Origin of the sequence: Streptomyces sp. NPDC001852, from assembly GCF_042891825.1 — a bacterium.
Classification (GTDB): Bacteria; Actinomycetota; Actinomycetes; order Streptomycetales; family Streptomycetaceae; genus Streptomyces.
In genome coordinates, this window is the sequence record NZ_JBIATN010000026.1 from 24,682 (window position 1) to 38,020 (window position 13,339).

General features: G+C 67.7%; 12 protein-coding genes and 2 pseudogenes. 7 read left to right on the forward strand and 7 right to left on the reverse strand.

Features of this window, described 5'->3' with window-relative positions:
- Positions 1–253: 253 nt before the first annotated feature.
- Together ACFYZB_RS34410 and glgX are read left to right on the forward strand one after the other, a co-directional pair.
- Positions 254–703 (forward strand): hypothetical protein, encoded by a 450-nt coding sequence (locus ACFYZB_RS34410; RefSeq protein WP_388765183.1) that lies wholly within the window; start codon positions 254–256, stop codon positions 701–703.
- Positions 704–1,016: 313 nt separating this feature from the next.
- Complete coding sequence (gene glgX / locus ACFYZB_RS34415; protein WP_388765185.1) at positions 1,017–3,158, forward strand: glycogen debranching protein GlgX; 2,142 nt, start codon at positions 1,017–1,019, stop codon at positions 3,156–3,158.
- Positions 3,159–3,160: 2 nt separating this feature from the next.
- On the opposite strand, the gene ACFYZB_RS34420 is transcribed toward glgX, so the two are convergent.
- Positions 3,161–3,691: a hypothetical protein gene (locus ACFYZB_RS34420; protein WP_388765187.1), complete on the reverse strand. Its 531-nt coding sequence runs from the start codon at positions 3,689–3,691 to the stop codon at positions 3,161–3,163.
- Positions 3,692–3,700: 9 nt separating this feature from the next.
- Between ACFYZB_RS34420 and ACFYZB_RS34425 the strand changes: the two genes are divergently transcribed.
- Positions 3,701–4,111 (forward strand): FAD-dependent oxidoreductase, encoded by a 411-nt coding sequence (locus ACFYZB_RS34425; RefSeq protein ID WP_388765189.1) that lies wholly within the window; start codon positions 3,701–3,703, stop codon positions 4,109–4,111.
- Positions 4,112–4,176: 65 nt separating this feature from the next.
- Here the strand turns inward: ACFYZB_RS34425 and ACFYZB_RS34430 are convergent, their stop codons facing one another.
- Together ACFYZB_RS34430 and ACFYZB_RS34435 are read right to left on the reverse strand one after the other, a co-directional pair.
- On the reverse strand, positions 4,177–4,773 hold the full coding sequence (locus ACFYZB_RS34430) for a thioredoxin domain-containing protein (protein ID WP_388765191.1): 597 nt from the start codon (positions 4,771–4,773) through the stop codon (positions 4,177–4,179).
- Positions 4,774–4,897: 124 nt separating this feature from the next.
- Entirely contained in the window at positions 4,898–5,524 is a 627-nt protein-coding gene (locus ACFYZB_RS34435; RefSeq protein ID WP_388765192.1) for a DUF1345 domain-containing protein, read from the reverse strand.
- A 112-nt stretch (positions 5,525–5,636) separates the two neighbouring features.
- Between ACFYZB_RS34435 and ACFYZB_RS34440 the strand changes: the two genes are divergently transcribed.
- Positions 5,637–7,400, forward strand: a complete 1,764-nt coding sequence (locus ACFYZB_RS34440; RefSeq protein WP_388765194.1) for an FUSC family protein — start codon at positions 5,637–5,639, stop codon at positions 7,398–7,400.
- 63 nt (positions 7,401–7,463) lie between these two features.
- Here the strand turns inward: ACFYZB_RS34440 and ACFYZB_RS34445 are convergent, their stop codons facing one another.
- From ACFYZB_RS34445 to ACFYZB_RS34455, 3 genes and pseudogenes are all read right to left on the reverse strand, one after another.
- Complete coding sequence (locus ACFYZB_RS34445) at positions 7,464–8,288, reverse strand: molybdopterin-dependent oxidoreductase (RefSeq protein ID WP_388765196.1); 825 nt, start codon at positions 8,286–8,288, stop codon at positions 7,464–7,466.
- The gene (locus tag ACFYZB_RS34450) at positions 8,266–9,051 is read right to left on the reverse strand and encodes a hypothetical protein (protein WP_388765383.1); all 786 of its coding nucleotides are present in this window, start codon (positions 9,049–9,051) and stop codon (positions 8,266–8,268) included. Before ACFYZB_RS34450 ends, ACFYZB_RS34445 begins: the two co-directional genes overlap by 23 nt.
- A 50-nt stretch (positions 9,052–9,101) precedes the next feature.
- Positions 9,102–9,182: pseudogene (locus ACFYZB_RS34455) on the reverse strand (hypothetical protein); the annotation flags it as partial.
- 179 nt (positions 9,183–9,361) lie between these two features.
- Between ACFYZB_RS34455 and ACFYZB_RS34460 the strand changes: the two are divergent.
- Both ACFYZB_RS34460 and ACFYZB_RS34465 read left to right on the forward strand, forming a co-directional pair.
- Positions 9,362–9,570, forward strand: a pseudogene (locus tag ACFYZB_RS34460) (DUF2945 domain-containing protein).
- A 31-nt stretch (positions 9,571–9,601) separates the two neighbouring features.
- Positions 9,602–9,976, forward strand: coding sequence for a DUF488 domain-containing protein (locus ACFYZB_RS34465; protein ID WP_388765197.1), 375 nt, complete (start codon positions 9,602–9,604; stop codon positions 9,974–9,976).
- 174 nt (positions 9,977–10,150) lie between these two features.
- Here the strand turns inward: ACFYZB_RS34465 and ACFYZB_RS34470 are convergent, their stop codons facing one another.
- Positions 10,151–10,438, reverse strand: coding sequence for an MGMT family protein (locus tag ACFYZB_RS34470; RefSeq protein ID WP_388765199.1), 288 nt, complete (start codon positions 10,436–10,438; stop codon positions 10,151–10,153).
- Between the two features lie 386 nt (positions 10,439–10,824).
- Here ACFYZB_RS34470 and ACFYZB_RS34475 point away from each other — a divergent pair, with 386 nt between their 5' ends.
- Positions 10,825–13,338: an ATP-dependent Clp protease ATP-binding subunit gene (locus tag ACFYZB_RS34475; RefSeq protein ID WP_388765201.1), complete on the forward strand. Its 2,514-nt coding sequence runs from the start codon at positions 10,825–10,827 to the stop codon at positions 13,336–13,338.
- Position 13,339 lies beyond the last annotated feature (1 nt).

A 13,339-nucleotide genomic window follows, 5' to 3' on the forward strand; every position in this document is an offset into this window, starting at 1 on the left:
CGCGCACATGAGATGACGTCTACGACACCACGGAAGATGCCGTGACGAACCTTGCGAGCCACTGCGGCGACAATTCGCGGAATGAGAGAAATATCAGTTCTCAAGCAAGGGCCGTGTCACCCAGATGCCCCATCAATTCTACATATTATTGACCTCCCGTCCCAGCTCATGGCATTTTCGAACGCATAGGCGGGGCTGACGGTCCTTCGGTCGGGTAAGCGCGTACTCAACGGCATCGAGGAAAGGGGAAGCCATGTCAGTGGAACCCGAACGTGCCGAAGCGAGTCCTGCTGCGGAACACGTCGCCGAAGCGATGATCAAGTTGTGGCAGCAGGCCCATGCGGACGTCGCCCCCACGGTTTCCGAGGAGCAGATGCGGGTTCTACTCGCCCTGGGCAGCGAGCCGACTGAGCCTGACCGAATCGCCGGAGACCTCTGTGTCAGCCACTCATGGGCAGCCCGGTTGCTCGGTCGCTTGGAGCAGGGCACGCTGGTACGGCGTCTCCCATCAGGCGAGTTCTCTCTCACTGGCGCCGGCAAGTGCGTGCTCGAAGCGACACGTCAGCGCCGTCGCCAACTTCTGGAGCAGACACTGGTGACCGCCGCTCCAACAGACCGGCCGGTATTGCGGGACACGCTCGACCAGCTGTACGGGGTTGTGAGCCCCTTGGCACGGGTGCCTCGTAGCCGCTCGCCGCTCTGATCGCGGTTCTTGTCCCTCGGGCTGCCCCGGATGCCTTGCGGGCAGCAGCCCGAGTGCACTGAAACAGCTGCTGCCCGCAGGTACCACTCTTGCGTGGGAAAGTAAATCCCGCTACTCATGCGCGCCCCTTGGACGTACGCCATGCTCAACCCCTGTCTGCTGGCAGGGCCCGAGGAGGTGCTGCGACTTCACGCGCCGTCACCCGCGCCTGTCCGTGCGGGGCAGGCCTGCGGGCATGCTCACCGGTGACGCGGGCAAAAAGGGAACGACGGGTGCGGGCTGCCCGCCATCCTTGCTGGGGAGGCGCGTGATCATGCGTATATGGCAGGAGAGTACCGAGGTAGGCCCGCGACCGGGTCAGATGTCGCCACTGGGCGCGACGTTCGACGGTGCAGGAACGAACTTCGCCGTGTTCTCCGAGGTGGCGGAGCGCGTGGAGCTGTGTCTCTTCGACGAGGACGGCGCCGAGGAGCGGGTCACGCTGAAAGAGGTGGACGGCTTCGTCCACCACATCTATCTGCCAGACGTCGGGCCGGGCCGGCGCTACGGCTTTCGGGTGCACGGCCCGTACCGACCCGAGCGTGGTGAGCGCTGCAACCACCACAAACTGCTGCTCGATCCGTACGCCAAGGCGATCGAGGGCGAGGTCGAGTGGAACGAGGCGCTCTTCCCGTACCACTTCGGTGCCACTGGCCGACGGAACCGTCTGGACTCCGCCCCGTACGCACCGAAGTCGGTGGTGGTGAACCCCTTCTTCGACTGGGGCAGCGACCACCCTCCACGGACCCCGTACCACGAGACGGTCATCTACGAGGCCCACGTGAAGGGACTGACGAAGACCCATCCGGCGATACCAGAGGCGATGCGCGGCACGTACGCGGCGCTGGCGCACCCGGCCATGGTGGACTACTTCGTCACGCTGGGCGTCACCGCGGTGGAGCTGATGCCGGTCCACCAGTTCGTCCACGACCACGTGTTGGTGCAGAAAGGCCTGTCGAACTACTGGGGGTACAACACCATCGGCTTCTTCGCCCCGCACAACGCCTACTGCTCGTCCGGGCAGCGGGGCGAGCAGGTGCAGGAGTTCCGCTCGATGGTCAAGACCCTGCACGAGGCGGGCATCGAGGTCATCCTCGACGTCGTCTACAACCACACCGCCGAGGGAAACCACCTCGGGCCCATGCTGTCGCTCCGTGGCCTGGACAACGCGGCCTACTACCGCCTGTCCGCAGAACACCCGCGCTTCTACTGGGACACCACCGGTACCGGCAACAGCCTGCGGATGAACCACCCGCACACACTGCAGCTCATCATGGACTCGCTGCGCTACTGGGTGACCGAGATGCACGTCGACGGCTTCCGCTTCGACCTGGCCGCCACCCTGGCCCGCCAGTTCCACGAAGTCGACCGGCTGTCGTCGTTCTTCGACCTCGTCCAGCAGGACCCGGTCATCTCCCAGGTGAAACTCATCGCCGAGCCCTGGGACGTGGGTGATGGCGGCTACCAGGTCGGCAACTTCCCGCCGCTGTGGACCGAGTGGAACGGCAAGTACCGTGACACGGTACGCGACTTCTGGCGCGGCGAGGGCGGCACCCTGGGCGAGTTCGCCTCCCGCCTCACCGGCTCCTCCGACCTGTACCAGAACGACGGCCGCCGCCCCTACGCCTCGATCAACTTCGTCACCGCTCACGATGGCTTCACGCTGCGCGACCTGGTCTCGTACAACGACAAGCACAACGAGGCCAACGGCGAGGACAACCGCGACGGCGAGAACCACAACCGCTCCTGGAACTGCGGCGCGGAGGGCCCCACCCACGACCGCGGCGTCCTCGCCCTGCGCGCCCGCCAGCAGCGCAACCTCCTCGCCACCCTGCTGCTCTCCCAGGGCGTGCCCATGCTGCTGCACGGTGACGAACTCGGCCGATCCCAGCGCGGCAACAACAACGCCTACTGCCAGGACAACGAACTGACCTGGATCGACTGGCTCAATGTCACCGAGGGAAGCGAACTGCTCGACTTCACCCGCAAGCTGATCGCCCTGCGCCGTGACCATCCCGTCTTCCGCCGGCGCCGGTTCTTCCGGGGACGTGCGGCGCACGCATCCGTCAACGCGACGAAGGACATCGCCTGGTTCACGCCTGCCGGGCGCGAGATGACCGAGACCGACTGGGAGACCGGCTTCGCCAGGTCCCTGATGGTCAACCTCAACGGCAGGGCCATCACGGAACCGGACCTACGGGGGCTTCGGGTGGAGGACGACTCGTTCCTCCTGCTCTTCAACGCCCACAGCCAGGCGCTCCCCTTCACCGTTCCCAAAGGGCTCGGCCCGTGGTGGGCGGTGGAGGTGGACACCGCCATCCCCTATACCGAGTACCGTCCACTGATCAAGGGTGGCAGCGAGGTGGAGGTCGACGCCCGTGCCATGCTCGTCCTCCGCGCTCACCAGGACGGGTGAACTCAGCTCACGTGGACGCGCGGCCGGCGCTCCGGGTCCGGCTCGGCGCGGCGCAGTACCTCGCGGGTGACCGTGGCCACCTCGCCGTCGCCAAAGCCCAGGAAACGGAGCAGACGACTCACCGGCCCGCCTTCAGACCAGCTGAAGTAGACATGCGGCACCACGCCGGCGCGGTCTCGCAGGGCCAGCAGGATCGCCGCGATGGTGTTGGGAACGGTCGGACCCTGCACCGGTAGCTGGGCCGCTCCTCCGTCCATTTCGGTGCCGTGGACAGTGACATCTGAAGTAAAGTCCGATGAATCACGCACGGACACTTCCCAGAAGAGGCATGGCCCGCCAGCGGAGGCCGGGGTGAGCGCCTGCGGCATGAACACCAGGGACTCTTCGTGCTGCTCGGGCGGCTCATGGGCGATCATCTGCAGTGTGCCGTCCGCGGTAGCCCAGTCGACGACACGCCCCGCGTCCGTATCCAGACGGACGTCCGTGAGGCCGCCGGTATCGACCCCGTCGACCAGCGGGCCGTGCGGACACACCTGTTGAGGATGTTCGACGACTGGGACGAGAGCCTGCGCTACATCCCGCGCAACAGCGACCACGAGTGCATCCACCGGTCCCTGTTTGTCCTGCCCGCCCCGCACACCTGGGAACACGTTCCCGGCGTCACGCTGCTCGGCGCTGCCGCGCACCTGATGCCCCTGGCAGGGCTGGGCGCCAATCTCGCCATGCTCGACGGCACCGACCTCGCCCACGCACTGGCCACGGAGTCCAGCGTCGACGACGCCGTCCGCGCCTACGAGAGCATCATGCTGCCGCGCTCGATTGAGGCCGCGACGGGCAGTGCGAAGGGACTCGAAAACCAGCCCTCTACACTCACCCAGACCGCCCCTGAACAGGGAAAACGTCAAAGCGCTGCTGGAGTACTAGAGGTACTCGCAGCCCTTCGCGGTGGATGATGCTTCGAGTGACGGCATTCCCAACCCATCCAGGACCCGCCTGTAATTGGCCCGGTTCCGGCACGTCAATGCTGCTGGAGCTGGGTCAGAAACTCCTCTGGGCTGATCGCCGGGCCGTCGTCGACGTTCTTCACGACGGGAATCACTTCGTCGTCCCGCCAGACGACCGGTGTTCCTACCACCCCGAAGGACTGGAAATTGCCGACCGTTTCACCGGCCCAGTCCATGTAGGTGTCGCTCGTGATCTTGTGGTCGAACTCCTCGGACCTCAGCCCTTCTACCTCGGCGGCCAGCGACAGCAGTACCGACGGGTCGGCGAAATTGTCGTCACCGGGCGGGAACGGCTGGTGTGCGAAAAGCACGCCGAGGTAGTCGATGAATTTCTGCTGTCCGACGTCGGAGGCCGCGCCCAGGGCGCTCAGGCCCCGTTGTGAGCCGATACCGCCGACCGTGTCGTCAAGCAGTGCGGCGAAATGGAATTTCACGACGAACTTGCCCTCGTCGGCTACCTGACGCATGGCGCCGAGCAGACTTTCGGCCATTCGGCGGCTCGCCCGGTCGCGCAATTCGAGGAACACCTGGAGTGCGTGTCGGGTTTCCGGGTTCCCGTAATAGAGTGTGGTGCCGTGGACGCCCGTGGTATTTCTCGGAGTCGTGGTCATAGCCTCAGCTTCGCACAGACGACATGGGCGGGCGCGGTGAATGCCGGCCTGTCGCCGACTGGGTTTGGTCCCGTCGCCGAACGGCAACGGCGCGGACACGGCGGCTCGCAGGCGAAGCCGATGCTCACCGCGAGAGGATACCCGCGACCAGGTTGATCGTGGTTGCCAGAATGCTGGTGCCGAAAACGTAGGAGAGGAGACAGTGCCGCAACGCCATGGCGCGGATCACCGAACGCGAGATGTCGGTGTCCGAGACCTGGTACGTCATGCCGAGGTTGTAGCTGAAATAGAAGAAGTCCCGGTACGAGGGCGGGATCTCGGAGTTGAAATCAATCCCGCCCTCGGATGTCCGGTAGTAAAGGTACGCATAGCGCGTGGCATACATCAGATGCAGTGCCGACCAGGCCATGAACACGCCGCAGAGCGCCGTCGCGGCATGACCGGGGTCCGAGTTACTCAGCACCAGCACCACGATGCCGAGCAGTCCGCAGCAGGCGGCCGCGATCACGACGAGTTCCTCGGCCACGGGCCGCAGATCCTCGCGCCGGGCATGGTGGTGTGTCGCGGTCGCGTCCATCGGCCACAGCACCATCCAGCCCACCACCACGAAAAAGGTTTCCATAGCAGCGATGCCCGACAGGACGCCCATCGGGATGTCGGTCGGAAAGGCGACGGCAGTGCCGATCACCGCACCCCCGATCACCGCACAAGCAAGCCGCGGGATTGCGGAGCGCGGCAAGCAGGTGCTCATGCGCCATCACACTAGCGGCATTCCTTCCGCTCAGCGCGGGGCTGCGCCCCATCCGGACCATTGGGCCCATACGGCGATTACGGAAAGGCGGAGGAGGGGATATACACGGGTCATGCCGTTTTCGCGTAGGGGTTTCCCCGTCGTCATCAGGGGTGGCCGGCCACGTTCGCTCGCCGGGGTCACGCGGGTGCTCTCCCCACGCGGTGCACTGGCCGTGCACCAGGTGGACGGAGCCTTTCTCTTCGCCCTGCGCGCGGCTCTGGCCATGGCGGCCGTGGCGCTGCCCATCGTGCTGGCCGGGCGGCCCGATCTGGCCGTGTACGCCATGCTGGGCTCCTTCACCACCACGTTCGGGCGCAATCTGCCGTACGGGCGCCGTGCTCGGGTGCTCTCGCTGGTCGGGGTGGCCATGACGGCGTGCGTGGGATTCGGTGCGGCCCTGGCCGCGCTGGCCCAGCCACGGGCGGGCGGGGCCGGTGCCGTCGCGGTGGTGGCGGCGACGGCCGTGGTCGCTGGGCTGGCCAAGTTCGCCTGCGACGCCACCCGGCTGGGCGGACTGGGTGCGGTGCTGCTGCTGTTCTCCTTCGCGGTGGCCGCCAACGCCGCCACCGCTCTCGCCGATGTCCTCCCGAGAACCGGGCTGGCCGCGGCGGCGTCGGCGGTGGCCTGGGCGCTGGCCGTGGTGGGCTGGCTCGTCCATCCGGACCGCCCCCAGCGCATCGCCGTCGCCGCGGCACTGCGCGCGCTCGCGGACCTGCTGCACGAGGCCGGCACCAAGGCCATGGGACAGAAGCGGCACAGGACGACGGTGGCTGTGCTGCATGCGTACCACTCCCTCGGCCTCGCACCGCCGATGGACCTGCGGCACAGCGAGCACGAGGAGATCTGCGTGCGTCTGACGGACATGTCGTGGTTCCTGCTGATCGGCTCCGTACGGCGGTCGCCCCACGACCTTCCCGTGGCGCCGGAGCACCTACGCCGGCAGGCCCTTCTGCTCGCGGACCGACGCCGCCGGGCGGTGCCGCTGCTGCCCGAACTGGAGCCCTGTGCGGCTTCGGGTGACCGGGACCGCAGCGCCCTGGGGCCGGCCGCCCTGCATGCGGACACGGCCGTCCGGCGCGCCTCCGAGCTGATGCTGGGTAGGCACCTCGCCGGGTCCGGCCACATCTCGGTCCGGGTGATTCCGGCACTGCGGATGACCCTGGGCACCGGGGTGGCCGGTGGACTGGCACTTCTGCTGGGCCTGGGGCACGGCTACTGGGCGGCGATCTCGGCGGCCGCCGTGCTGCACTCGGTCAACATCCGCACGACAGCGCAACGTGCCGCCCAGCGGACGATGGGCACCGTCGTCGGACTGCTGATCGCCGTCGGTGTGCTGGCCGCGCACCCGGGTCCTGAGGTCCTGGCCCTGGTGATCGTGCTCCTGGAGTTCCTGCTGGAATACGCCGTCGTCCGCAACTACGCCCTGGGGGTCGTCTTTGTGACGCCGATGGCCCTGCTGCTGAGCGACATGGCCACCCCCGTATCCGCCGGTGAACTTGTCTACGACCGCGGGCTCGCCAGCTTCCTGGGGATCGCCGTGGGGCTGGTCTGCGCGTTGCTGGTGGTCGACGACCATGCCGCTGTGCGGGTGGAGAGCGCGCTGGCCGCATGCACGCAGGCGGTGGAACGCGCGGAAGAGGCCCTGGCCCCTCACTGCGGACCGCCGCACCCAGACGTTCAGGTGCGTCTGGCGCAGGCCGTGGTGGAGTTGCGTGATGCCGACGATGCCGCCGCCGGCGAACTGTGGCCGGCGGGAATCGATCCCGCCGAACTCGCCGCGGCGGAAGAACGCAGTTATCTGTTGCTGGAGCAACTGCACCGTCGTTGGGAATGACCGGCCCTACGGCTGGTGGGCGTGATCTATGTGGCGGCCACCAGGGTTGGGGGGTGGCCGTCCTCATGCGGATGCGCACCCAGTCGAGTTGTGCCGCCGTCCGTGTCGAGCAGTCGTCGACGATGTGGAGCAGCTCCCGGTCGCGGGTGGCGCAGGCGGCCTGAGCGACCAGTGCCCAGGTGACGTCGACGAGGTTGCCGAGCTGGTAGAGGTCCAGCAGGTCGCGCAGCAGACCGGCCGGGCCGGTTCTGGTCGAGGTGAGTCCTTGGGCGCCTTGAGGGTGGCGCGGCCCTCGATGTGCCGCGCGCGGTAGGCGACCGGGCTGGCCGGGGCGCCGGTGGCCAGGTCGTGCCCGAAGCTCTCGCACGTGTCGGCGTCGGTGTGGAACACCCCGTCGGCGTAGATCCGCTCGGTGCCCTGCGGTGCGGCGCCGGTCCACGGCCACTGGATGCCGCCGGCCTCGTGCACCTTCTGGTAACTGAGTCCGGAGTAGTCGCAAGGCCGGCCAGGACTGGCCGCTTTCCATGCCTCGAAGGCCTCTTCTGGGGTGTCCCAGGGCGGCAGCGGCCGACCGTCCTCGTCGCTCAGGCCCGGGCGGCGGGCGTACTCGGTGAAGATCGCCTGGTCGCCGCGAGCCCGGCCCGGGGGTTCGACGGCCTGTTCCTGCAGGTGCACGGTCCGGTCGACGTTGGTGTACGTGCCGGTCTTCTCCGCCCACAGCGCCGCCGGCAGCACCACGTCGGCCAGTTCCGTGGTCTCGGTGCGATAACCGTCGGAGACGACGACGAAACACTGGTCGCCGGAGAGAATGCGGCGGATACGGGCCAGATCGCGTTCGCGTCGGTCGGGGCGGCCCAGTGGGGAATCACGATCGGGTCCACGTTCCACAACTCGGCCAGCTCGCGCACGTGCTCGGGGTTGTTCCCGTTGCGGATTCCCGGCAGTGCTGGGCCGCCCCGGCTTCCCGGTTGTTCTGTGCCGAGGGCTGGCCGTTCATCTGCAGGATTCCCGCGCCGGGGCGGCCGAGCATGCCCCGCAGCAGGTGCAGGTTGTTCGACTGGCAGGACGCGGCGGTGGCCTGGGGGCGACTGGTAGAAGCCCATCGAGCAGGTCGACACCACCCTGCTGCTGGTGCCGAAGATCTCCGCCGCGGCCCGGATGCCGTCGGCCGGTACGCCGCAGATCTCGGCCGCCCACTCGGGCGTCGTCTCCCGGTGAGCCAGTCGGGCCGGTCGAAGCCCACCGTGTGGGCGTTCACGTAGGCGGTGTCCACCCAGCCGTGGGCGATCAGCTCGTGCACCAGGGCGTTCATCAGCGCGAGATTGGTGCCGTGGCGATCGGCAGGTGGACGGCGGCGCGTTCGGCGACCTTGGTCCGCCGCGGGTCCACGCATACCAGCCGCGGCGGGTCGGGGGCGTCCAAGCCCGATCCCGGCCTTGCCGATCGCCGCCAGCGTGTATGACTCTTCGATCATCAACTGGCCGGAGGTGTAGAACGCGTGGCTCAGCGGACCCGAGGCCTCCAGCAGCGCGCGTGAGTGCTCCACCACCCGTCCCATCGCCGTGTCCCAGTCCGTCTCGACCAGACGTCCGGCTTCGCGGACCAGCGCTGCGGTGAGACGGCCGTTCTTCTCCCCCTGCCAGCCGTACAACCCCCTTCGGACCGAGCCGACCGTGGTTGACCCCGGTCTTCGGCCCGGCCCCGCACTCCGACCATCCGACCGTCACGGACCGTGACCTCCAGTCCGCATCCGTTCGAGCACGGCAGACAGGCGCCCAGCACCCACGCCTGAACGTCCGCTTCGGTGGTTCCGACGGACAGGAACTCACTTCGGCCAGGTGCGCGGTGGCCGGGGCTCCGGTCTCATGGGACCATGAATGCATCGAATGCCCACAATGCCACTCGTCGCGTCCTTCTGCTCCCTGTGCGACGAGGAGGGCGCCGGTGTCAACAGGAGCGCGATGACGAAACAATTCGCTGTCGGAGACCATGTGCGATGGAATTCCGAAGCCGGATATGTCGAGGAGTCATCATCAGGAAACACACCCGCGATGTGGAGTTCAAAGGACATGTCCGTCAGTGCAAGGAAAACGACCGGCAATACGAGATCAAGAGCGACAAGACGGATCACGTCGCGATGCACAAGAGCGGGGCGCTGACGAAAATCTAGACTTGCCCAGCGTATTGACGAAGGGGCTGTCATGGCTGGAGTGATCGGATACCGCAGGATTTACGAAGACGCCTCGCCGCAGGACGGCAAGCGAGTACTCGTAGACCGGTTGTGGCCGCGCGGCGTGAGCAAAGAGGAAGCCCATCTGGACGAGTGGCTGCGGGATGTCGCGCCGTCGACCGAGCTGCGGCACTGGTACCACCACGACCCCGGACTCTTCGATGAGTTCCGGCGCCGTTACACAGCCGAGCTGAACGATCGCGATCACCGGCCGGCCGTCGAGCTTCTGCACGACCTGGCGGCGCACGGCAAGGTCACGCTCCTCACCGCGACCAAGGACGTCGACCACAGCGAAGCCGCCGTCCTCGCCGACTGGCTGAACCGCAGCGAAGAGCAGCATGCCTGACCACGCCCTCTTCGTGCTGCTTCATTCGTCCCGTTCGAAATGGGCCTCTCACGCCTCCTCGTCGAGCGCCCGCTGGGCGGCGAAGTACAGCTCGTGGACGAAGCGCCGGGCTTGCTCCGGAGGCAGTGAGGGTGCCTCACGGAGTGGCGGGCCTGGCCCGGAGGCCGGCCGGCCTCATGCCGCCCATCGGCAGCGGGCACGCTTCATGTCCACCCGGGCGCCGAGCATCGGTGTTCCCTCGCCGTCGAGCAGCTCCCGTGCCCGTCCACCGTGACACGAGGCAGGCGTTCCGTCCGCGTGGACGACCCGCCACCACGGCACGCCGTGCCCCTCGCCCAGCAGGCTCATCGCGCGCCCCACCTGCCGTGGACCGGCCTGGATCCGCCTGCCGATGTCGCCGTACGAGGCCACGCGGCCGGCTGGGATGGTGCTGACCACGGCACGCACCTCCTCGACGATCACGACCTGCCTCCACGCCTGCGGGAATCGGAACACCGGTGACCGAACCACATTACGCGCAATCGCTCCGTGAGCGCGTCGACAGCATTTCCCCTGACACACCCGGTCTTTGGCCCGCGCGACAACGTCCGTTGTGAAGTAATCCAACGTTGGTCCGAGAAGCTGCCGGGGTCGGCGCCCGGCGATAGCTTGGACTCGTCACCAGTGGAACGCGGGTCGGAAGGAAGTCCGGCGCTGGACGATCAGCACCTCCGCCATCAGACGCCGTCCTCCGGTCCGACTCGCACCCCACGCCGCGCACGATGACAATTGTTGCGCACCGATCGGACCTCCGACGGGAGGCCCGTGCGACAGCTCATGACCACCCGAATTGCGCATCTGGAGTTCTCATGTCGATGTCGTTCGGCTCAGCATTCGGTTCCTCGGATCCGTTCGGTGAGCTGTTGAATCGGTTCTTCGGAATGTCGCCCGCGACGTCGCCTCCGGCGGTGCAGCGTGTTCCGATCGGTCGGCTGTTGAGCGAGCCGTCGCAGGAGCTGATCAATCTGGCGGCCCAGCGGGCGCTGGAGGACGGTACCTCCGACCTCGACACCGAGCACCTGCTGTGGGCGGCGACCAAGGTGGATCCCTCGCGAAGCCTCCTGTCCCAGGCCGGGGTCGACCCGGAGGTGTTCGCAGCGAAGATCGCCGAAGTGCTGCCGAAGGAATCCGGGGAGCCGTCCGCCGAGCCCGGACTCACTCCGGCCGCCAAGCGCGCCCTCGCCGACGCGTACGGCCGGTCGCAGGCGGCCGGTGCCTCCTACATCGGACCCGAGCACATCCTCGGCGCGCTCCTGGACAGCGCCGGCAGCGGAGCGGCCCGCCTGCTCCAGGACTCGGGGCTCGACGAGAAGCGCCTTCGGGGCCTCACCGACAAGCCGGCACGCTCGGACGCTGCGCAGGCGGCGGGCCGGAAGCCGTCGACGACGTTGGACGAGTACGGGCGGGACCTGACCGAGGAGGCGAAGGCGGGCAAGCTCGATCCGGTGGTGGGGCGTGCCGAGGAGATCGAGCAGACGGTGGAGATCCTCTCCCGGCGGTCGAAGAACAACCCGGTCCTGATCGGGGAGCCGGGTGTGGGCAAGACGGCGATCGTGGAGGGGCTGGCGCAGCGGATCGTGGCCGGTGAGGTGCCGGGCACGCTGAAGGACAAGCGGGTCGTGGCCCTGGACCTGTCGGGCATGGTCGCCGGGGCGCAGTACCGGGGGCAGTTCGAGGAGCGGTTGAAGAAGGTCATCGAGGACGTGCAGGCGGCCGGCGGCGACATCATCCTGTTCATCGACGAGATGCACACCGTCGTGGGCGCGGGGGCGACGGGTGAGGGGTCGATGGACGCGTCGAACATGCTCAAACCCGCCCTGGCGCGCGGTGAACTGCACGTCGTGGGGGCGACAACGATCGACGAGTACCGCAAGCACGTGGAAAAGGACGCGGCGCTGGAGCGGCGGTTCCAGCCGGTGATGGTCGCCGAGCCCACGGTGGAGGAGACGGTCGAGATCCTCGAGGGCCTGCGCGATGCGTATGAGGCACATCATCAGGTGCGGTTCGCGGACGGGGCGTTGGCCGCGGCGGCGGAGCTGTCGGACCGCTACATCTCGGACCGGTTCCTGCCGGACAAGGCCATCGACGTGATGGACCAGGCCGGGGCACGGGTGCGGTTGCGCAGCGCGGACCGCTCGACCGAGGCGGTGGGGCTGGAGGACCGTATCGCGCGGTTGCGGCGGGAGAAGGACCAGGCGGTGGCGGTGGAGGACTTCGAGAAGGCCTCCACGGTCAAGCAGCAGATCGACCAGGTGGAGGCCGAGCTGGCCGGGATCGAGGAACGCCGTGAGGGGGTGGTGTCCGTCGCCGCCGCCGACATCGCGGACGTGGTCTCGCGGCGTACGGGCATTCCGGTGGCGCAGCTGACGGCCAGTGAGAAGGAGCGCCTGTTGCGCCTGGAGGAGGAGATGCACGAGCGGATCGTCGGCCAGCAGGAGGCGGTCACCGCGGTGTCCCAGGCGGTGCGCCGCAACCGGGCCGGCATGGGCGATCCGAACCGGCCCGTGGGTTCCTTCCTGTTCCTGGGGCCCACCGGTGTGGGCAAGACGGAGCTGGCCAAGACCCTCGCCGCGCTGCTGTTCGGCGAGGAGGACTGCATGATCCGGTTCGACATGAGCGAGTTCCAGGAGAAGCACACCGTCGCCCGTCTGGTGGGCGCCCCTCCCGGCTACGTCGGCTATGAGGAGGCCGGGCAGCTGACCGAGAAGGTGCGCCGTCAGCCGTACAGTGTGGTGTTGTTCGACGAGGTGGAGAAGGCCCACCCGGACGTGTTCAACACGCTGCTGCAGATCCTCGACGACGGCCGCCTGACCGACGCCCAGGGCCGCACGGTCGACTTCCGCCACTGCGTGATCATCATGACCTCCAACATCGGCGCGCAGCGGATCATCGACCACAAGGGCGACGTGAGCGAGCTGAAGGACGAGTTGATGCAGCTGCTCCGGACCAGGTTCCTGCCGGAGTTCCTCAACCGCATCGACGACATCATCCTCTTCCACAGCCTCACCGAGCAGGACCTGTCGCAGATCGTGGACCACCTGCTCGACCAGAGTAAACACCGCGTCCACGCCCAGGGGATGACGCTGGACGTCACCGAGGCGGCGAAGAAACTCCTCGTCGCCCACGGCCACCAGCCCGAGTTCGGCGCGCGCCCCCTGCGCCGCACCATCCAGAGCGAACTGGACAACCGCATCGCCTCGCTCCTGCTCGGCGGAGATGCGGAACCGGGCGACACCATCGTCGCCGACGTCGTCAAGGACACCCTGCACTGCACCGTCCTTCGGCCCGGGACGAGCGAGGAGACGGCAGCGGCAGCTCACTGAT